The 18349-nt window shown below is 39.1% G+C and carries 23 protein-coding genes and 1 rRNA gene; 17 read left to right on the top strand and 7 right to left on the bottom strand.

All coding sequences use genetic code 11. The features are described 5' to 3' along the window. Positions 1-152 precede the first annotated feature (152 nt). Positions 153-268: ribosomal RNA gene (gene rrf / locus BM308_RS02430) — 5S ribosomal RNA — on the top strand. A gap of 56 nt (positions 269-324) precedes the next feature. Here rrf and BM308_RS02425 read toward each other — a convergent pair. Next, positions 325-990 carry an HMA2 domain-containing protein gene (locus tag BM308_RS02425; protein ID WP_074942706.1) on the bottom strand — a complete coding sequence of 222 codons (666 nt, stop codon included), beginning with the start codon at positions 988-990 and terminating at the stop codon, positions 325-327. A 184-nt stretch (positions 991-1174) separates the two neighbouring features. Between BM308_RS02425 and BM308_RS02420 the strand changes: the two genes are divergently transcribed. The 8 genes from BM308_RS02420 to BM308_RS02385 all read left to right on the top strand — a co-directional run bounded on the left by BM308_RS02420 (position 1175) and on the right by BM308_RS02385 (position 7218). Next, complete coding sequence (locus BM308_RS02420; protein ID WP_074942705.1) at positions 1175-1666, top strand: GNAT family N-acetyltransferase; 492 nt, start codon at positions 1175-1177, stop codon at positions 1664-1666. 9 nt (positions 1667-1675) lie between these two features. Further along, the gene (locus tag BM308_RS02415) at positions 1676-2209 is read left to right on the top strand and encodes a nitroreductase family protein (RefSeq protein ID WP_074942704.1); all 534 of its coding nucleotides are present in this window, start codon (positions 1676-1678) and stop codon (positions 2207-2209) included. Positions 2210-2212: 3 nt separating this feature from the next. After that, positions 2213-2482: a TIGR04076 family protein gene (locus tag BM308_RS02410; protein WP_074942703.1), complete on the top strand. Its 270-nt coding sequence runs from the start codon at positions 2213-2215 to the stop codon at positions 2480-2482. A gap of 10 nt (positions 2483-2492) precedes the next feature. Continuing rightward, positions 2493-2777: a Dabb family protein gene (locus tag BM308_RS02405; protein WP_074942702.1), complete on the top strand. Its 285-nt coding sequence runs from the start codon at positions 2493-2495 to the stop codon at positions 2775-2777. 171 nt (positions 2778-2948) lie between these two features. Next, positions 2949-3935 carry a Gfo/Idh/MocA family protein gene (locus tag BM308_RS02400; RefSeq protein WP_074942701.1) on the top strand — a complete coding sequence of 329 codons (987 nt, stop codon included), beginning with the start codon at positions 2949-2951 and terminating at the stop codon, positions 3933-3935. A 30-nt stretch (positions 3936-3965) separates the two neighbouring features. After that, positions 3966-4895 carry a D-2-hydroxyacid dehydrogenase gene (locus BM308_RS02395; RefSeq protein ID WP_074942700.1) on the top strand — a complete coding sequence of 310 codons (930 nt, stop codon included), beginning with the start codon at positions 3966-3968 and terminating at the stop codon, positions 4893-4895. A gap of 15 nt (positions 4896-4910) precedes the next feature. Then, a complete protein-coding gene (locus BM308_RS02390; protein WP_074942699.1) occupies positions 4911-5843 on the top strand; it encodes an aldo/keto reductase in 933 nt (310 codons plus the stop codon). A gap of 241 nt (positions 5844-6084) precedes the next feature. Then, positions 6085-7218 carry an alpha/beta hydrolase gene (locus tag BM308_RS02385; RefSeq protein WP_074942698.1) on the top strand — a complete coding sequence of 378 codons (1134 nt, stop codon included), beginning with the start codon at positions 6085-6087 and terminating at the stop codon, positions 7216-7218. A gap of 133 nt (positions 7219-7351) precedes the next feature. Here BM308_RS02385 and rpsU read toward each other — a convergent pair whose 3' ends face one another. After that, positions 7352-7567: a 30S ribosomal protein S21 gene (rpsU, locus tag BM308_RS02380; RefSeq protein ID WP_021888892.1), complete on the bottom strand. Its 216-nt coding sequence runs from the start codon at positions 7565-7567 to the stop codon at positions 7352-7354. Positions 7568-7793: 226 nt separating this feature from the next. On the opposite strand from rpsU, the gene dtd reads away from it, so the two are divergent. Then, positions 7794-8231, top strand: coding sequence for a D-aminoacyl-tRNA deacylase (dtd, locus tag BM308_RS02375; RefSeq protein WP_074942697.1), 438 nt, complete (start codon positions 7794-7796; stop codon positions 8229-8231). A 305-nt stretch (positions 8232-8536) separates the two neighbouring features. Here dtd and BM308_RS02370 read toward each other — a convergent pair whose 3' ends face one another. Then, positions 8537-9052 (bottom strand): hypothetical protein, encoded by a 516-nt coding sequence (locus BM308_RS02370; protein WP_074942696.1) that lies wholly within the window; start codon positions 9050-9052, stop codon positions 8537-8539. 1030 nt (positions 9053-10082) lie between these two features. Here BM308_RS02370 and tsaD point away from each other — a divergent pair. The 5 genes from tsaD (at position 10083) to BM308_RS02340 (ending at position 13652) form a co-directional block, all read left to right on the top strand. Beyond that, positions 10083-11099: a tRNA (adenosine(37)-N6)-threonylcarbamoyltransferase complex transferase subunit TsaD gene (gene tsaD, locus BM308_RS02360; RefSeq protein ID WP_074942694.1), complete on the top strand. Its 1017-nt coding sequence runs from the start codon at positions 10083-10085 to the stop codon at positions 11097-11099. Between the two features lie 2 nt (positions 11100-11101). Next, positions 11102-11455, top strand: coding sequence for a dihydroneopterin aldolase (folB, locus tag BM308_RS02355; RefSeq protein ID WP_074942693.1), 354 nt, complete (start codon positions 11102-11104; stop codon positions 11453-11455). Positions 11456-11457: 2 nt separating this feature from the next. After that, entirely contained in the window at positions 11458-12006 is a 549-nt protein-coding gene (gene folK / locus BM308_RS02350; RefSeq protein ID WP_074942692.1) for a 2-amino-4-hydroxy-6-hydroxymethyldihydropteridine diphosphokinase, read from the top strand. A gap of 2 nt (positions 12007-12008) precedes the next feature. Beyond that, complete coding sequence (locus BM308_RS02345; RefSeq protein WP_074942691.1) at positions 12009-12848, top strand: undecaprenyl-diphosphate phosphatase; 840 nt, start codon at positions 12009-12011, stop codon at positions 12846-12848. Between the two features lie 339 nt (positions 12849-13187). Continuing rightward, entirely contained in the window at positions 13188-13652 is a 465-nt protein-coding gene (locus BM308_RS02340) for a type III secretion system chaperone (RefSeq protein WP_074942690.1), read from the top strand. A 214-nt stretch (positions 13653-13866) separates the two neighbouring features. Here the strand turns inward: BM308_RS02340 and BM308_RS02335 are convergent, their stop codons facing one another. The 3 genes from BM308_RS02335 to BM308_RS02325 all read right to left on the bottom strand — a co-directional run bounded on the left by BM308_RS02335 (position 13867) and on the right by BM308_RS02325 (position 15921). Further along, entirely contained in the window at positions 13867-14406 is a 540-nt protein-coding gene (locus BM308_RS02335; protein WP_074942689.1) for a glutathione peroxidase, read from the bottom strand. A 124-nt stretch (positions 14407-14530) separates the two neighbouring features. Continuing rightward, a complete protein-coding gene (locus tag BM308_RS02330) occupies positions 14531-15223 on the bottom strand; it encodes an aspartate/glutamate racemase family protein (protein ID WP_074942688.1) in 693 nt (230 codons plus the stop codon). A 161-nt stretch (positions 15224-15384) separates the two neighbouring features. Beyond that, positions 15385-15921 (bottom strand): 3'-5' exonuclease, encoded by a 537-nt coding sequence (locus BM308_RS02325; RefSeq protein WP_074942687.1) that lies wholly within the window; start codon positions 15919-15921, stop codon positions 15385-15387. A 224-nt stretch (positions 15922-16145) separates the two neighbouring features. Here BM308_RS02325 and BM308_RS02320 point away from each other — a divergent pair, with 224 nt between their 5' ends. Together BM308_RS02320 and BM308_RS02315 are read left to right on the top strand one after the other, a co-directional pair. Beyond that, a complete protein-coding gene (locus tag BM308_RS02320; RefSeq protein WP_074942686.1) occupies positions 16146-16565 on the top strand; it encodes a hypothetical protein in 420 nt (139 codons plus the stop codon). 59 nt (positions 16566-16624) lie between these two features. Continuing rightward, positions 16625-16963, top strand: a complete 339-nt coding sequence (locus tag BM308_RS02315; protein ID WP_074942685.1) for a hypothetical protein — start codon at positions 16625-16627, stop codon at positions 16961-16963. Between the two features lie 15 nt (positions 16964-16978). Here BM308_RS02315 and BM308_RS02310 read toward each other — a convergent pair whose 3' ends face one another. Next, positions 16979-18250 carry a multifunctional CCA addition/repair protein gene (locus BM308_RS02310; RefSeq protein ID WP_074942684.1) on the bottom strand — a complete coding sequence of 424 codons (1272 nt, stop codon included), beginning with the start codon at positions 18248-18250 and terminating at the stop codon, positions 16979-16981. Positions 18251-18349: the final 99 nt, after the last annotated feature.

Here is an 18349-nt window from a genome sequence, read left to right as displayed (position 1 = left end):
AGGCTGGATGTGGAAGCACCGTGAGGTGTGAAGCTTGCCAGTACTAATACTCTGAACGTCTTGACCATACAACCCCGGAAGGCATCTGGAGTACGCAAGAGACTAAGAAGAAGTTTGAACAGCTAGAAGTTTTTTAAGTTAAACCCAATTCGCCTGGCGGCCATAGTGCTGTAGAACCACCTGTTCCCATTCCGAACACAGAAGTGAAATGCAGTAACGCCGATGGTAGTGCAACGTACGTTTGTGTGAGAGTAGGTCACCGCCAGGCTTCCCTTTCTGAGAAACCGAGATGTTTTTGCATCTCGGTTTTTTCGTATCTGAATACTATTTTTTTGTTAATCCTTCAACTGCCTTGTATCCGAACCATACAAGCTGTGGTCCCACCGGAATCTGTTTTCTGGTAAATAACTTATAGCCTCCCCAGGCAAGACATGCTGTAGCGACAATTCCTGATAATCCGCTAAGATTTAATGAAGAGAATAGAGTTGGGAGTAGTGAAGTAACTCCGCCTCCTTTCATACCCATTCCCATGCCTTTTCCAATTGCAGCCGCTCCTTTACCGGCAGCAAATGCTGCTGAGGCTCCCATTGCTCCTTTAGCAACTTTCCGAAATTTCTGTTTCCCAGATTTCTGTTGCTGAGTCTGTTTATTGGCCTCACTTAGTTTTTTACTCTGCTCATTAAGTGCCGCCATCATTTCATCGATCTTTTCTTCTGCGCAGGTATATTCAAGTAGCATAGATCCTGTAACAGGATTGATTGTCAATTTCTTCAGCAGTTTGAATGAATCAATTTTATCTTTTAAGGCAGTTGCAAATTTTTCCTGTTTTAAAAGATCACTTCTGTAACGTCTTCTGCCTTTTATCTGGGAGAGACATATGAATTGATATTTATCCTTTGAGAATGCCTTCATTGGATTTTTACTGATAAGTGTTTGTAATACAGGTATACCTAGAGAGGCTAACATAGCAGGTCTCATTGCATTTTTCATAACTCTACAGATCCTCTTAAATGAATCTTATTGTAAAATTGTATTAATTTATGAGATTAGGAGAAGATATTTTCTTCCACAATATTATAGAATAGATTAAGAAAAATTCATTTTTGTTGATTTTACTTATAAAAAAACATAAGTTACACTTTAACTATTTTCTTTTTAATTATGATTTTTCAAAATGATTAGAAACGCTACTTTAGATGATGTTGCTTCAATTAACAAAATCTACAATCATGAGGTTTTAAACACTACTGTTACCTTTGATACTCAGCCTAGAGATCATTCAGTCGGCATTAAGTGGTTTTTAGGCCACAATGATTCCAATCATCCTATCTTTGTTTATGTTGACGATGACAATGAGGTTGTTGGCTATTGTTCTTTATCTCCATACCGTTTTCTCGATGCTTATGCTCAGACTGCAGAGATTTCTCTATACGTCCACAAAGATCATCGAAAGCAGGGGATAGGAAGAAAACTCTGCAAATATGTTTTAGAATATGCTGAATCTAGAGATGATCTTCATAACATCATTGCTGTGATTACAACTGATAACGAGAAAAGTATTAACCTGTTCAAGTCTTTTGGTTTTGAGGATGGAGGAACGATTCCTGAAACCGGAAGAAAATTCGGCAAGTTACTATCAATTACTAATCTGTATAAAATAATCTAGGAGTCTAATATGGAATCTGTTCTTGAATGTATTAAAACCAGACGTTCTGTAAGAAAGTACAAGGATCAGTCTGTATCAAAAGATCTGCTAAAGCAGGTTGTTGAAGCTGGTCTGTATGCTGCATCAGGCAAAGGTAAACAGGCTCCTGTAATCATTACCATAACCAACAGGGAATTGATTGACGAGATAACAAAGGTTAATGCCGAGATTATGGGAAGTCCTAATACTGATACCTTCTACGGTGCTCCTGTAATTATCCTGGTTGCAGGTTCTCTTAAGGCAAATGATAAGACTGCCTTTGCAGACGGCACTCTTGCTTTAGGCAACATGATGATTGCCGCTCATTCTCTTGGTTTAGGTTCATGCTGGATTAACCGTGCCAAGGAAGGTTTAAAGTTTGATGTTTACAAGGACATCTTTCACTCCTTAGGTTTAAATGCCGATGATTTTGTTGGTGTTGGTCATCTGGCTTTAGGTTATCCTGAAGGCGATTTACCTGCAGCTGCTCCTCGTCTTCCTCAGAGAGAATTCTATATTGACTAAATCATGGCCAGACCTAAAATAAGAATAACAATCATTGACAGGCTTGGAAAACATCCCTGCCATCGAGGTCATAAGGTAGGGGATACCTTTGACTTTGATACCGAGCGTGGACAGTTGTGTCCTATGGCCTGTCACGTGGCTTTTCCCTATATCGATATTCTTCGTTATGGAGGAAAAATTCCTCATCAGGAGGAAGGCTGTGCAACCTTCTGCTGTCCTGATGTGGATACTATAAATGTATTTAAAATAGAAAAAATCGACAAAAAACTTTAAGGTGGAGATGATGATAAAACACGTAGTTATGTGGAAATTCAAGGAAGGAACCGAAGCTCAGATGAACCAGTTCCTGGATGGTCTAAGAGGTCTTGTAGGTCAGATTGAGGTTCTCAAATCTTTAGAGGTTGGAGCAAACATCAACCCTAAAGAGAAGTTCTCTGCATCTCTTATCTGTGAATTTGATTCAATGGAGGATTTAAATGCATACGCAACCGATCCTCGTCATGTTGCTGTTGCAAGTATCTGTAAAGACATCACTCTAGAGCGTGTTGCTGTAGATTTTGAAGAATAATTCCTACAGGCTCTGCATTTTGCAGAGCTTGTATTAAATTCAGCTTTTCTTTTCTTAATTTTTTTGACAAACTTTCCATCCTTTAAATACTTTTCTTGCTCAATCTTGCTTTAAGCTATATAACTTGATATTACTGTATAAGTAAAATAGTGAGATATTGAGGAGAAGTTAATGCTTAATTTTGCTATCCTGGGCGCAGGAAGTATCGCCAGAGTCATGGCAACCACCATCAATAAAATGAATTCTTCAGGCAATAATATTGTCAGACTCGCAGCCGTAGCCTCAAGATCATTAGACAAATCCAAACAATTCGCTTCGGAATTTAATATTGAAAAAGCCTATGGCTCTTATGATGAGCTTTATAACGATCCTGATATCGAGCTTGTCTATATAGCTACTCCCCACAACTTTCATTTTGAACAGTGTAAAAGCTGTCTTGAGCATTCAAAAAATGTTCTCTGTGAAAAGCCTTTTACTGTGAACGCAAAACAGGCTAAAGAGCTTTTAGAGCTTTCTGAGAACAAGAAGGTATTTATCACTGAGGGTATATGGACCCGTTATCAGCCAATGCGCCGAATCATAGATGATGAAATTAAGTCTGGTATCATCGGTAAGCCAATGATGGTAACAGCAAATCTTAGCTACAACATGACACAGAAGGAAAGACTGTTAAAGCCTGAGCTTGCTGGAGGTGCCTTACTTGATGTTGGAATTTATGCTCTGAACTTTGCCAATATGATTCTAGGTGATCCTGATGATGTCGAAGCGTCCTGCATAAAGAATGCTGCGGGCGTGGATATGTCAGACTCTGTTACTTTTGTTTACAAGGATACAGCAAAAATGGCAGTCCTTTGTTCATCAGCTCTTTGTGTTTCAGACCGATACGGTATGATTCACGGTTCAGATGGATTTATCATGGTTGAGAATATCAATAATCCTCAATCGCTAAAGGTTTTCGACAAAGCTTACAACCTTATAAAGGAGATCAAGGCACCAGAGCAGCTGACAGGTTTTGAGTACGAGGTTGAAGAGGCCTGCAATGCTATAAATAAAGGAGAAATACAGTGTAGGTCAATGTCTCATGAACGAATTCTGTATATGATGAATCTAATGGATTCCATCAGAGCTCAGATGGGAATCAAATATCCTTTCGAATAATGTAAAACAGTAAGACATAAGGAACTTCAAATGAAAAAAGTGCTAATTGTTTTAGAACCAAACGAGCAACAGCTTGAGATGTATAAGGATCCTGAACTGGAGCTAATTTTGAAAAAGCCTTCAGAGGTAACACCTGCAGATTTAAAGGATGTAAATATTCTTGTGGGTAATGTTCCTCCTGCAGTAGTAAAAGAGGCTCCTCATCTCGAACTTATCAATCTAAACTCCGCCGGTTATGACAATTATCTTGGCTTTGTATCACCTAACACCAAGCTTTGTAACTGTGTTGGCGCATTCAGTCCTGCAGTAGGTGAGCATATTCTGGCGATGACCTTCTCTTTAATTCGTCATTTCCATCTGTACCGTGATAAACAGAACAATAAAGACTGGTCTGACTGTGGCAAGATTATATCTGTCGAAGGTTCTACCATTGCTGTATTCGGTCTTGGCGATATCGGCAGAAGCTATGCCCGCAAAGTTAAGGCTCTAGGTGCTAAGAAGGTTATCGGTGTTAGACGAAATGTTAAGGATAAGCCTGACTACATTGACGAGATGTATGCTCTTTCTGATGCAGATAAAGCTGTTGCAGAGGCTGATATCGTGGTTAATGTTCTGCCTTCATCAAAAGAGACCACCTCACTTTTTGACAAGAAGATGTTCTCCAAGATGAAGAAAGGAGCTTATTTCATCAATGTTGGTCGTGGTGATGCTATGAATCAGGATGATCTTTTAGATGCGCTGCACTTTGGTCAGCTTGGGGGCGCCGCATCGGATGTATTCTCTCCTGAACCACTTCCAAAGGATCATCCTTTGTGGTCAGAGCCTAAATTCCTGTTAACTCCTCATGTTGCAGGCTGGTTCTTTCTGGATGAGACCAAGAACCGTATTGTCAGAATTTCATCCTCGAATGTAAAAGCATTTATTCATGGTGAAAAACTGGTAAATGAAATTGCTCATTAACCACAGGAGCAGATTATGGAGTATATAGAGTTTGGCTGTAACCGTGCTAAGGCATCCAAGGTCGTTTTAGGTCTGATGCGAATACCTGAGCTTGATCTTCAGGGGATTGATGCACTGCTGAATACAGCTAGAGATAATGGTATTAACTTTCTTGATATTGCTGACTGCTATTCTGAAGGAAAAGCTGAAGCCTTATTAGGTGAGGTTTTTAAAAAGAATCCATCTCTGAGAGATTCCTTCATTGTTCAGAGTAAATGTGGTATCAGAAAGGAGACCGGAAAACTGACAATATTTGATTTCTCTAAGGAGCACATCATTGAAGCTGTCAATGGTTCTTTGAAGAGAATGAATATTGAACAGATGGACTGTCTGCTGCTGCACAGACCTGATGCTCTTATGGAGCCCGATGAGATAGGGGAGGCCTTCAATCAGCTTCACTCAGAAGGAAAGGTTCTGTCCTTTGGTGTAAGTAATATGAATCCTATGCAGATGAAATTACTTAAGACCGGTCTGGATTTCCCCATTGCAACCAACCAGGTGCAGCTGAGTATCTGTCATACTCCTATGCTCAACGCGGGCTATACTGTAAATATGGACACCGATTCTTCTGTGATGAGAGATGGTGGCGTGCTTGAATACTGCAGACTTCACAAGATTGTGGTTCAGGCCTGGTCTGTAATGCAGTATGGCTTCTTCAAAGGCGTATTTGTGGGCTCTCCTGAGTATCCTGAGCTTAACAAGGTACTAAACCGCATCGCTCAGGAGCAGAATACTACTCCAACTGCTGTTGCTATTGCCTGGGTATTGAGATATCCTGCTCTGATGCAAGCTGTAATTGGTACCACCAAGCAGCACAGAGTGGTTGAAAGTGCAAAAGCCTGTGATGTAAAACTCTCAAAATACGAATGGTATGAGCTTTACCTTGCAGCAGGCAATTTCCTACCTTAAAATTTATTGAGCTTGGTAAAAGAAATTGAGTGGTAAAAGTGGATTATTCTAAATAACTGCTTTCTTCCGCAAATACATAATAAATAAATTATACCAAGCTCAAATTCTTATGTTTTGTTATTTTTAAAATGCCCATTTGTCTTCTAACATATGTAGTATGTGAAACTGTTATTTTTTCTTAGAATAGAAATTGAAAAATAATCGGTTTTCTTTAGAAATGATGTGGTTTGAGTAAGATTGTATGAAGTTTAAATTACATTATCTGGCAATACTATTTGGATCTGTGCTTTTTGCATCTCAGTCAGTAGTTCCTGTATCTGCAGATATTGGAGATAGTGATAATTACTACAACGTGCTTCTGGATGATGAATCAGCAGTAAGATTTAGAAGAAGCAAGACTAATGCAGAACAGAAAAGCAAAGATCTACATTTCAATGCCAAGAATACCATTGAGGATGTTCTGAATTATCCAGGATTCAAACCATTCGCACAGATTTTGATGCCAAATACCAAACAGTCTGATTTGGCGGTTCATCTTGATGAATTGCAGAATATTATGTCAATTCATCATAATATAACTACCGATAATACTCTTGAAAGCCTAGATTATCTGGCAACTAAAATAGAAAATAAAGAAAGAGTATTCTATCCGATCTATTCTAAAGAGGATATTAAGGGGGATCCTACTTTAGCTGAAACTGGGTTGTATTTCTTTAGAGGTGATGAAAATGCTCCATTCGCTATTATTCTTCCTGGTGGCTACAGCTACCGCAGTACAATTCATGAAGGTCTGCCAATCGCGCTGCGTGTCTCCAATGCAGGCTTCAACGCGTTCGTCCTCTCCTACAGATCAGGAAATCTGATTAAAGGTTCAAAGGATTTAATTACTGCTATCAACTTCGTTAAAAATAATGCTGATAAGCTGAAGGTACGTAAGGATAAGTATTCCTTATGGGGAGCAGCTGTTGGAGCTCAGCTGATTATTAACGTAACTCAGAATTCAGAAAAAGGCGAGTTGAAGGGAACCCTTGAAGAAAAGCCTGTTGCTAATATCTTTAGCTATCCACTTAGCTATTACCCATCTGAGAATGATGTGCCAACAGTAATTGTGGTTGGCGATCAGGATCGAATTGTTAACAAGACAATTTTGAAGTCCTCCATCAATAATCTGAATAAGATGGGAATTGAATCAAAGTTTATTCTGATTCCAAGACTACAGCATGGCTTTGGTGTCGGCTTTGATCCTAACTCTTCTGTAAGTATCAACTGGATTGGCAGAGCCACTTCATTCTGGGAAGAGGTTGCGGGCCTTGATAGTGATTCATCAGACTCAAAAGATGACGATGATGGTGAAGATGATGGACTTATAATGTAACAGAATTTAGAAAACAGAAAGGGGAAAGAATTATCTTTCCCCTTTTTTATAAATTTAAATCTAGTGATAGATTTTAGCTAGTGCACCAAGCAACTAGACTAATTCAGCCATGTCTTTCGACAAAGATGCGTGATTAGTAAAGTCTAGTATGGCGCGCATTTTCGCGGGCCAACTTTTTGGCGTGACGCTTAATAGCAGAAGCCTTTGCACGCTTACGTACAGTTGTTGGCTTCTCATAGAATTCACGAGCTCTTACATCGGCTAAAATACCGGCTTTTTCGCAAGAGCGCTTGAAACGTCTTAAGGCAACGTCAAATGGCTCGTTCTCACGTACTTTAATGACTGGCATGTGGAAAACCACCTCACTTATAAAATTCCAATGTCTGAGACAGTAGGTCTCATGACGATAAAAAACATGCGAATTATATATTAGAACGAAACGAAAGTAAATAAAAAAAGCGATTTTTTCGGCAATCTCTATCACAGATTAAGCACAATCTTAAGATGCATATCCTTGCGATTTGTGGTAGCTTAATGCTCTTAATGATGAGATGTTTTTTTAAGGATTAATCTAAATGATAGCACTGCTGCAGAGAGTTAATTTTGCAAAGGTTGTGGTTGAAGGAAAGACCGTAGGGGAGATTGATAAGGGAATTCTGGTTTTCCTTGGTCTTGAAAGAGGGGATAACGAGCAGCTCTGTCATAAGATGTTTGACAGGATCTTAAAATACAGAATGTTCTATGATGAAAACGAAAAGATGAATCTCAATGTTTCTCAGGTTGAAGGAAATGTACTGGTGGTATCCCAGTTTACTTTGGCTGCTAATACAGCCTCTGGTAACCGTCCTAGCTTCGATCCTGCCATGCCTCCAGCTGAGGCTAAGGAACTTTACGACAAGTTTATGGCTTATGCCAAAGAGAAACTTCCATCTGTACAGCATGGTGAGTTTGCTGCCGATATGAAGGTAACTCTTGAAAATGACGGTCCTGTAACTTTCATCCTCAAGCTCTGATTTCTTTTCTTGATTCTCCTTTTCAACAGATTAAGACAGCTTGTGACTGCTCTGTTTTCATGATTTTTTGGTGAAAAAAAAGCCTGTAAAAAAATTTACAGGCTTACAAACAAACATAAGGAGTAATCTGTTCTAAAAGAATATCTTTCTGTTTCTGCAAACTAGCATAATCCAAAAATATCTTTATCTGAAACTGTATTCTCTTTGCTCCACACTGCATGTTGTCTTCTGAGGTAACCACTCAGCAATACAGTCTATTACTGACAGTGTGTTCTCAGGCTCAACAACATGCAGTAGCCTTATTACTAGTTCTTTGCCAGGCCCTGCAGAATCTGATTTGCGTTCTTAACCTGATCACTTGCGCCACTGATAAAGCTGTTGTACTGGCCCATAAAGTCCTGAAGCTTAACCATCTGTGTCTGGTTGTCGGAGTTGCAGTTCTCTGCCATGTGCTGAATGCCGGAAGTTATAGCACGCACCTGCTCTGAAGACTTAGAGCCACACCAATTAGAAATATCAACACCTAAGCCTTTTGCTTCATTCATATACTTAGCTAAAATTATAGCTCTGCCAGCCTTATCTGAATCCTCATCCTTGGTGTACTTGCCAAGCTCGCCATTCATTTTGTCAAGAAGATTATTCAGCTGTTTTGCTTTATCGTTCTGGCCCTTCATCTCAGAAATCTTCATCTCGGCTTCTTTCTTCTTGGTGGCACCAACCTCAAGCATAACCATTGCTGCCATCATCTGGACTGACATGCCCTCTAACTCAGTACCCTTGATATAGTTAACACCGTTGGTTGCAATTCCTGTTACTGACATAATCGTTACCTCTTTCTAAATGAAAATCTTTTATAGAAGCTGAGCTTTAGCAAAATTCAGATTCCTTTTCCTAACCTTTGACTTAAGTATAATACAAAAATTCTATAAAGATGTGACTACATATATTAAAATGTGTGTTTTTGTTGAAAAATGGAAGTAATATCACATAATCCTGCGCTTTTGTAACTACAATATTACGATTGTGGCTCAAAAAAATAACTTAGTTTTAAATGGGGTATTAGTTTATTCTTTTTCTATGCTCTATATTTGGACACCAGCCAGGAATTCTCCAGAAAACAAAAAAAAGCCTGTAAAAAAAAACTATACAGGCTTACAAACAAACATAAGGAGTATTCTGTTCATTTATATATCTGCGCAGACTATATATGTTTTCATGTCTGCTGCATATGAAACTGGTACTAAATGTCAGCCTCTGATTTTGAGACCTTTGTCCAGCCTTGGAGAGGTTCCTCCTGCAGGCTGGACTGTTTTTTTCTGCGGATCATTTGTTTGAAATCTTCTGAATCCACAGGGTAGGTGTTTATTTTGAAGATTGAATCTTTGTAAGATTCTCTGGATTAACCTCAATACCTACTTTCTTAATACTGTTTTCAATAAGATTTAGGTATTGTCTTACTTACTATTGTTGCCGGTCCATTGGTGTTAGGGCCTGCAGGTAATCCATGCTTAAGCCTCTTCTTAAAATTCACCTTAGCATTTAGCTTACAGTTTTATTATAGCCGTTTATAAAAGTAGTGTAAACACATTATTCAAAATTACAGTATTGATCACATAAAAAAAACTTAATCTTTATTCTGTTTAATGTATAACTATCTGAAAGATAAAAAATATATTACATTTAAATATAAATCCTCTGCAAGTTAACTACTTTTTAAGCCTACTTTTATTTAATGTTTCCATATTTAACTTTTCCTATATGTGTGTAACACACGATCTTTGGCATCAAAACTGCGACATACATCAAATAATCTGCTAAAATAGGCCATCTTCAGTAATATAGAGAATTGTTATGCGTGTACTAGGAATAGAAAGCTCCTGTGATGAAACAGGTGTTGCTATATATGATGACGAAAAGGGATTGATTTCCCACGTACTGCATACTCAGATTGCCATGCACGCTGAATATGGCGGAGTGGTTCCAGAGCTTGCATCCAGAGACCATATTAAAAGGGTTGTTCCTCTAGTAAGAGCAGCTCTGGATAAGGTTAATCTTGAGCTTAAGGATATTGATGCAGTCGCCTATACTGCAGGTCCAGGTCTTATCGGTGCTCTTTTAGCAGGTGCCATGGAGGCCGGTGCCTTAGCTTATGGTTTAGGTATTCCCTGTGTTCCTGTACATCATATGGAAGGTCATCTTTTAGCGCCTATGCTTGAGGATGAGAAACCTCAGTACCCATTTGTAGCCCTCCTGATTTCAGGCGGTCATACTCTTTTAATCAAGGTTGAAAAGCCTGGTAAGTATGAACTTATCGGTCAGTCTGTTGACGATGCTGCCGGCGAGGCTTTTGACAAGACAGCAAAGCTTCTGGGGATTCCTTATCCTGGCGGTCCTGGTCTTGAGAAACTTGCTGAAAATGGTAATAGCGGAGTTTTCAATTTCCCTCGTCCAATGATCAAGAATCCGAACTGTGACTTCAGCTTTGCAGGTCTAAAGACTGCGGTTTTAAATGCAACCTTAGAGCATAAGGATGATCTGGAGTCTGTGAAGGCTGATATTGCCAAGGGCTTTACTGAAGCTATGGCAGAAACACTTGAAATCAAGTGCAAGAGAGCTTTAAAACAGTGTCATCTGAAGACTCTGGTTGTTGCCGGCGGTGTAAGTGCCAATAAGGATATCCGCAATCGACTGCAGAAACTTATGGATTCTATTCATGGCAAGGCTTTTTTTGCCCGCAGAGAGTTCTGTACCGATAACGGAGCCATGATTGCTCAGGTTGGTATGCTAAGATTTAAGGCAGGGCAGATTGGTGACGGCAGAATCAAGGTATATCCAAGATGGCCTCTATCATCTCTTAAGGCTCTTTAATCATGGACAAGATTTTTATTACAGATCTAAAAGTTGAATGCATTATCGGTATTTTAGATTTTGAAAGAGTTACTCCTCAGCCTCTTTTGGTTTCAATCGAAATTGAAAAAGATCTGAAAAGTGCAGGTCAAACAGGTGACTTAGCTAAAAGTATTGACTATGCAGATTTGTCTCAGCGAGTAAAAAAATATATCATAAATCGAAAAGCCCAACTTCTAGAGGAGTTAGGAGTGGAGCTTTGTGACATAATATTAAAAGAATATGCTCCTTATAGTGTGACTGTAAAGCTTAACAAGCCAAAGGCGGTTGCAGATGTAAGAGAGGTTGGAATACAGATAACAAAGACTTTGGAGTGAAGATGTCTACAAAGGTTTATTTAGGTGTTGGATCCAATCTAAATAGAGAAAACTCATTAAGATTTGCATTCGCAAAAATATCCCCATTATTAAAAAACTGCAAGAAATCATCTATCTGGATCAGTAAACCTGTAAGAAACGGTGAGCCTGATTACTTCAACATGGTAATCAGTGGGGATACTGAGTCAAAACTTGAAGAGTTCCATGCCTGTCTTATGAAGATAGAGGAAATGGCTGGTAAGGAAGTAATGATTAACAATGGTACCAATTTCGGAATGAAGCGCCGTCTGGATATCGATATTCTTGCTTTCGGGGATCTTGAGACAACAAACCCTTGCATTATTCCTCGCCATGACATTCAGGACTATCCTTTTGTAACCTGTCCATTAAATGAGCTTGATCCTGATTTTGTACATCCTGTTCTTCATCAGAAGGTAAGCGAGCTGTGGGCTAAGCTGGAACCAACTCTGTCAGAGGATAAGAAAGTTGTAAAGACTTCCTTTGACTGGAATGTTGAAGCTCCTTCATGGAACAACGCTCCTAAGGACTAGCAATGACATTTCTTCATGTTCTGGTCCTTGCTGTTATACAGGGCTTAACCGAGTTTTTGCCTGTTTCATCAAGCGCACATCTGATTTTCCCTGCAAAACTTCTTGGCTGGCCTGATCAGGGCCTTGCCTTTGATGTTGCAGTGCATCTTGGCACTCTGATGGCTGTTGTACTGTATTATCTTGCAGATCTGGTCAAGATCTCCTCCTATACCATTGAAGCCTGCGTCAAGATGAAGATTTCTCCTCTTGCGAGAATTGGCTTCTGTCTGATTATTGCGACTCTGCCAGTGTGCATCGTAGGCGCTCTGTTTGAGGGATATATTTCCTCAGCTCTGCGTGACAATATTGATGTTATAGCCTATACCACCATTGGCTTTGGTATTCTTTTAGGAATCGCATCCTATGTGAATAAGAAGATGGTGTGGCGTAATATTGATAATATTCAGGGAGTACGCTCAGATTCACTACGTGGTCTTAACTATACTCAGGCACTGGTTATTGGTCTGTTTCAGTCCCTGGCTGTTTTCCCTGGAGTTTCCCGTTCCGGTATTACTCTGACCGCAGGCCTTTTCATGGGAATGAAATCAGAAGCAGCAGCCCGTTTCAGTTTCCTTCTGGCAATTCCTGTAATTGTTGCCTCAGCTACCTTTGAGATTTACAAGATTTATTCCATGGGTACTTTAGAGCTGCAGTGGGTGAACCTGATTATTGGGGCTCTTCTTTCCTTTATTTTTGCAATTATTGTGATACATCTGTTCTTAAAATACATTGCAAAATCAGGTATGGCTGTATTTGTAATTTACAGAGTCCTTCTTGGCGCTCTGTTGTTATGGATTTTCTAAAAGCAAATTAACTTATATTAGATAAAGACATCCTCTGTAGTTCCAAAATACAGAGGATTTTTTTATATGTATAGTTTTATATAGTTATTATTTTTCTTTAATTATCTGTTTTATTTGATAAAACTTTAATTCTTAGTGCTCTTGTCCGCTTATTATTCTGAATTTATTGAAAATAATTTTTGCTCTACATTTTGTATATTATTGTGAATCCTGTCAAGTTTTAATTAGCTTCTTTGGTCTATAACTAAAATACTGATTCTTAAAAATGAGTCCGATGATTATTTGTTTAAAAAAACAATACAGCTATGGCTGCGACAGATACAGGAAGATGGATAGAATATGGATATACACAGCATTATCAAAGAGTTCTGCGAGAGATATTCTATTGAAGGAGTTTCTCCGGAAACGGACGGCTCCACCTTTTTCAGGGTAGACGAGCAGGAAGTGGGGATTTTAAAATCTCCAACTGATGAAAGCATTACTATCATTGCTGAATTTGGTGAGCCTCCAGAGAAAGAATCCTCAAAATTCGCAGAGCTACTGCTTAAGGCTAATTTCTTATTTCTGTCCACTGAAGGCGGAACCCTTTCTCAGAATCCTGGCAACAACAAATACGTCTTTATGCTGCCTTTAAGGCTTGAAGGGTTAGATACAGATGGATTTGTCCAGAAACTTGACCGCTTTCTAGTCAAGCTTGAAGAGTATCAGATTCTTCTTAAGGAGTATAATCCTAAAGCAGCTTCCTCTGATAATGACAGCGTTAGCTCCCAAAGCTCACTAAGCGCTTTTTCACAGATGATTTAAGAGAAGTTAGATTGATTCGAGGTAATGGAATCTTTTTGGGGACTGGCTATATTTCCAATGGAATTGGACAACTACTTAAATCTTGAGGCATGATGTCAGTTTTGCCTGAAATTAACCTTTAAGTCAGATTTAACCTCTGTCTAATAAGGCAGTTCTCCACATAAAAATTTGAAAGGGATTTTCGAGTGTTGCAGAAAATCCCTTTTGTTTTTTTTTAAAGCAGTGACTTTATGCACTCTTCAACTATCTTCATGTCTGCTGTTGGCTCAAAGCGGGCTACTACATCTCCCTTGCGATCAACAACAAATTTGGTAAAGTTCCATTTGATATCCGGCTTGGATCGCCAGTCTGGATCAGCCTTTGTCAGAAGATCCTCTAAAATAGGAGTGAGTTTGTGCTCATCAAATCCAGCAAAGCCTTTCTGTGATTTTAGATAGGTGTATAAAGGCAGCTCATTGGCACCATTAACATCTGATTTTTTCATCAGTGGATAAGTGGTGTTGTAGTGGAGCGTACAGAACTCCTTAATCTCAGCATCAGAGCCTGGAGCCTGAGCACCGAACTGATTGCATGGAATATCAATGATCTCAAGGCCCTTGTCATGGTAATCCTTGTACAGCTGCTCGATTGGAGCATACTGAGGAGTAAAGCCACAGCCGGTTGCAGTATTAACAATGAGCATGACCTTTCCTTTGAAATCAGAAAGAGATACCTTCTCACCCTTACCGCTTGTAAGCTCATAATCGTAAATCATATAAAACTCCCTATGTTGCGAAAATTCTGGAGAACTCCAGTGGTGAAAGCCATAAAAGGAGCGGATTAACGCTCCTTTTTGAAATTGGTTGAATGTGAAAAATGAATCTGTATATGAAACAGAATCAGTCTTTTATTGCTTCCTTTGCAGCAATGGTTGCATGAATTACGGTGGTATCAAATACAGGCAGTCTTACGTATTTCTGGCTGATTAAAAGACCGATCTCCGCACAGCCAAATATAATTCCCTGAGCACCGCCCATATCAAGTCCGTCGATAATTCGCTGATAGATACCGCGGGAAGCATCCTTAATCTTGCCCAGACACAGCTCCTTGTAGATGATGTTATTAACCAGTTCGATTTCCTCTTCTCTTGGGATTAGAACCTCAATTCCGGCATCTGTCAGGATGTTTTTGTAGAAATCATGTGTTAGGGTGTATTTTGTCGCCATCAGACCAACCTTCTTGATATCTTTCTCCTTGAGTGCCATGAGTGTGGCTTTGGCTATATGGAGAATTGGAAGTCTGATATTAGGCTGAATCATTGGTACAACCTTATGCATGGTATTACTTGCAATCAGGATAAAGTCTGCACCAGCCTTTTCAAGTGACACTGCGGCGTCAGAAATAATCTGTCCTGCCTTTTCCCAGTTATCATGGGTCTGACAGTCAACTATTTCCGCAAAATTAACGCTGTTTAAAATAATCTTGGCTGCATTATAACCGCCAAGTTCCTTCTGAACTGTCTCGTTGATTATCTTGTAGTAGGTTGCTGTGCTTTCCCAGCTCATGCCGCCTATAAGACCAATGGTTTTCATTTTTATAATCTCCAAACGCTGCAGTCTCAATTATGAGAATATGATATTTTTCTAATAGTGCAAGTTAAATACTAGCACGGAATACTTAATGGAGAATTAGAACTAATTATCAGATTTTTAAGAAGTTCCTATAAATAATTAGGTCTTTGAGGCGGATCAATCTAATTGCTAAGTACCTTCAAAATTTTCTTATAAATAAAGAGGGTGGCTTTCACATCTGTAAGGGAATTGTGCATGGCTTCATTATCCTCAGGAATAAATCCTAAAAATGAAGAAACTGAACCTAGATCATGTTTTTCAAGATGTGGAAGTTTACTTTCCTTTTCGTATTTTCTGTAGATATTGTGTACATCCTCTGATTTTAAAACTAACTCATTGAATTGAGGAACATTATTACAAAGCATACGTAGATCGAAGTTGGTATTGTAACCTAGTACAAGCTCACATCCTCTGAATAGCTCAATGAGCTTCTCAGCGTCTTCTGCAATATTTGGTTTATCCGCCACAAATTCAGGTGAAATGTGATTAACCTTTTGCGCATAATACCAGGAAGTGTGGTTAAGTGGTCTATAGTATCTGTCCCACAGAACATTGCCAAGGCCGTCAATTACAGACAGCTGCAGAATTTCATCGGTATTACTAAGTCCGGTGGTTTCGGTATCAAGAATCAGAATATTGGATAAGTCTGTAGGAATCAAAATTCACCTCTAATAAGTATAATAATATAATTATTATATATCAAAAATAATTCATATAGATAGTCTAAAATTTATTTTTTACTTTAATCTTGAATATTTAACGAAATTTCAATTAGATATAAATAATGATAAATTCTCTTACTTAATAAGAAACATAAATATAAAAACATATATATAATGTATATATATAATTCTTAAATATTGATGTATATATGGAGTTCAATATGGCAGATAACAGACAGTTTGAAACAGAGAATTACGAAGAGATATCTTCCGATAATAGAGAGTTACTAAATAGGATAAGAACTTTGACTAGAGAAAACCGTGAGCTGAAAAGACAGCTTGAAGAGTCTGAGCCAGGTACTCAAGGTGATCAGAAAATGCAGCTGCATCGTTACGGACAGAACTGCTCTGGTCGTGGTGAAATGAGGAAAGGAAGATGCCATTGTAAAGGTCAGGGACATGGCTGTTCAAAACATAGTAAAGAGTTACAGACGCATGATTTAAAAAGAGGTAATTGCCGTCACAGCGGTATATCCAACTGTAACGAACATGAAAAATGTTGTAAATCTGGAGTGAATAATCATTTCAATTCATGCTCAGAGCATGTTCATCATAAAGGAGGATGCTGCTGTCACCGATAGTGATTTGGTATAATGTGGCACAGCCTGAATACATGACTGAGCCCTTTTTGGAGTTTATGATGACAGATTCTGAATTAAATAATGCTGATGATTCTCTTATAGAACTGAAAAAACGTATTGAAGAGCTTGAAGCTCAGAAAAAGGAACTTGAGCTTAAAGTTGCTGCAGCAGAAATCAGAAGCGAAAAGATTTTATGTCTGTTCACGAAGTCAAATGTTGAGCGCATGAAAGTCATGTCTGATTATTTGAATACTTCAAGAAATGATCTTTTGAACAGACTGGTTGAACAGGCATATGCTTCAGAAAACTATAAGACAGAATCTGTTTGTAAAAAAAGAAAAGGTCGTTGCTGCAGGAAATTCGGTAACGGTGGTCATGGAGGAATGCGTCAGACCTGATAGACCTTTTCTTAATTAAAGCTGAGCAGGAGTTTCGTTCTCGGAGTTGTCAATTTCACCCTGAGGCAGGGTTTTACAGTATTCCTCAACTAACGCAATACGCTTTAGGAACATCTGTTCACCGATTTCCTTGCCCTTAAAGCCCTGTGCAACAAATTCCTGTGCCTTTACCTCATTGCAGATTTCAAACATTTTCATGAAGTAGCCAAGTCTTGGGAATGGTCGGTTTTCAAAACCCTTGCGTCCGATAAAATCACACTTGCAGCACTGTGCAAAAGGCAGAACTCTTTGTGGTTTTCTCCAGGCATCAATTGCATTTAAAAGCTCAACAATACCCTGAGCTCCCCTGCGATAAAGATTATGCATAACTGAGTGGTTTAAAACCACAACTCTTGCAAACTCTTCATAGTCTGATGGAACTCTTAATCGTTCACAGAGAACTTCTAAAGGTTTTTCTCCAAGCTTATCGTGAAGCTTGTGACATGGCCAGACTACAACTGGAGTCTCGCCCTTGCCGATATCATGGCAGAGCATTGCGAATCTGACTACTGGATCTTCTGTCTCAAGACTGATTTTCTCCAGTGTCATACAGGTATGAATGCCGGAGTCGATTTCTGGATGCCATCTCTTAGGTCCAGGAATTCCGAAAAGCTTATCAATCTCAGGCAGAACTTCCTTTAAAGCTTCAACCTCTCGCAGTGCAAGGATAAACATCTGAGGTGATTTTGTCTTTAAAGCCTTTTCAAGCTCTAAAAAGATTCTCTCCGCAGTAAGCTCAGAGAGCTCTCCGCTGCGGGCGATTTTTCTCATCAGAGCCTTGGTCTCATCGGCAATTCTAAAGCCAAGGTGATGGAATTTTGCGTAGAATCTTGCAACTCTAAGGACTCTTAGAGGATCTTCTACAAAGGCATCGGATACATGTCTTAGAATTCTGTTTTTAAGATCATCCATTCCATGATAAGGGTCAACGACATTCCCTTCCTCATCCATGGCCATGGCGTTGATGGTAAGATCACGGCGCAGCAGATCTTCTTCTAAGGTAATGTTCTCATTGAAATCACAGTTAAACCCCAGATATCCTGTTCCGTTTTTTGACTCGGTTCTTGCCAGAGCATATTCCTCATGAGTTTTCGGATGAAGAAATACTGGAAAATCATGACCAACCTGACTGAATCCTAAAGCGAGCATTTTCTCTGGATTAGAGCCTACCACGACATAGTCACGGTCTGACTGCTTCAATCCCAGAAGTTTATCTCTTACAGCTCCGCCTACTAAATAAATCTGCATATCTTACCTAATCTTAAATTCTTAGGAAATTTTACCAAAAAAGGCGATCTTATTCACGTTTATTAACGGTTGTGAGACTTATCTTTTTTATCTTCTTTG

It is taken from the genome of Succinivibrio dextrinosolvens, from assembly GCF_900116345.1.
In the GTDB taxonomy this organism is placed as follows: Bacteria; Pseudomonadota; Gammaproteobacteria; order Enterobacterales; family Succinivibrionaceae; genus Succinivibrio; species Succinivibrio dextrinosolvens_B.
The sequence above is the reverse complement of the archived record's forward strand: the minus strand, read 5'-3'. Positions and strand labels throughout refer to the sequence as shown.

Excerpts from the sequence above, each read along its gene's own strand:
- BM308_RS02425 (WP_074942706.1), bottom strand. The coding sequence starts at position 990 with ATGAAAAATGCAATGAGACCTGCTATGTTAGCCTCTCTAGGTATACCT.
- BM308_RS02420 (WP_074942705.1), top strand. The coding sequence starts at position 1,175 with ATGATTAGAAACGCTACTTTAGATGATGTTGCTTCAATTAACAAAATC.
- BM308_RS02415 (WP_074942704.1), top strand. The coding sequence starts at position 1,676 with ATGGAATCTGTTCTTGAATGTATTAAAACCAGACGTTCTGTAAGAAAG.
- BM308_RS02410 (WP_074942703.1), top strand. The coding sequence starts at position 2,213 with ATGGCCAGACCTAAAATAAGAATAACAATCATTGACAGGCTTGGAAAA.
- BM308_RS02405 (WP_074942702.1), top strand. The coding sequence starts at position 2,493 with ATGATAAAACACGTAGTTATGTGGAAATTCAAGGAAGGAACCGAAGCT.
- BM308_RS02400 (WP_074942701.1), top strand. The coding sequence starts at position 2,949 with ATGCTTAATTTTGCTATCCTGGGCGCAGGAAGTATCGCCAGAGTCATG.
- BM308_RS02395 (WP_074942700.1), top strand. The coding sequence starts at position 3,966 with ATGAAAAAAGTGCTAATTGTTTTAGAACCAAACGAGCAACAGCTTGAG.
- BM308_RS02390 (WP_074942699.1), top strand. The coding sequence starts at position 4,911 with ATGGAGTATATAGAGTTTGGCTGTAACCGTGCTAAGGCATCCAAGGTC.
- BM308_RS02385 (WP_074942698.1), top strand. The coding sequence starts at position 6,085 with ATGAAGTTTAAATTACATTATCTGGCAATACTATTTGGATCTGTGCTT.
- rpsU (WP_021888892.1), bottom strand. The coding sequence starts at position 7,567 with ATGCCAGTCATTAAAGTACGTGAGAACGAGCCATTTGACGTTGCCTTA.
- dtd (WP_074942697.1), top strand. The coding sequence starts at position 7,794 with ATGATAGCACTGCTGCAGAGAGTTAATTTTGCAAAGGTTGTGGTTGAA.
- BM308_RS02370 (WP_074942696.1), bottom strand. The coding sequence starts at position 9,052 with ATGTCAGTAACAGGAATTGCAACCAACGGTGTTAACTATATCAAGGGT.
- tsaD (WP_074942694.1), top strand. The coding sequence starts at position 10,083 with ATGCGTGTACTAGGAATAGAAAGCTCCTGTGATGAAACAGGTGTTGCT.
- folB (WP_074942693.1), top strand. The coding sequence starts at position 11,102 with ATGGACAAGATTTTTATTACAGATCTAAAAGTTGAATGCATTATCGGT.
- folK (WP_074942692.1), top strand. The coding sequence starts at position 11,458 with ATGTCTACAAAGGTTTATTTAGGTGTTGGATCCAATCTAAATAGAGAA.
- BM308_RS02345 (WP_074942691.1), top strand. The coding sequence starts at position 12,009 with ATGACATTTCTTCATGTTCTGGTCCTTGCTGTTATACAGGGCTTAACC.
- BM308_RS02340 (WP_074942690.1), top strand. The coding sequence starts at position 13,188 with ATGGATATACACAGCATTATCAAAGAGTTCTGCGAGAGATATTCTATT.
- BM308_RS02335 (WP_074942689.1), bottom strand. The coding sequence starts at position 14,406 with ATGATTTACGATTATGAGCTTACAAGCGGTAAGGGTGAGAAGGTATCT.
- BM308_RS02330 (WP_074942688.1), bottom strand. The coding sequence starts at position 15,223 with ATGAAAACCATTGGTCTTATAGGCGGCATGAGCTGGGAAAGCACAGCA.
- BM308_RS02320 (WP_074942686.1), top strand. The coding sequence starts at position 16,146 with ATGGCAGATAACAGACAGTTTGAAACAGAGAATTACGAAGAGATATCT.
- BM308_RS02315 (WP_074942685.1), top strand. The coding sequence starts at position 16,625 with ATGACAGATTCTGAATTAAATAATGCTGATGATTCTCTTATAGAACTG.
- BM308_RS02310 (WP_074942684.1), bottom strand. The coding sequence starts at position 18,250 with ATGCAGATTTATTTAGTAGGCGGAGCTGTAAGAGATAAACTTCTGGGA.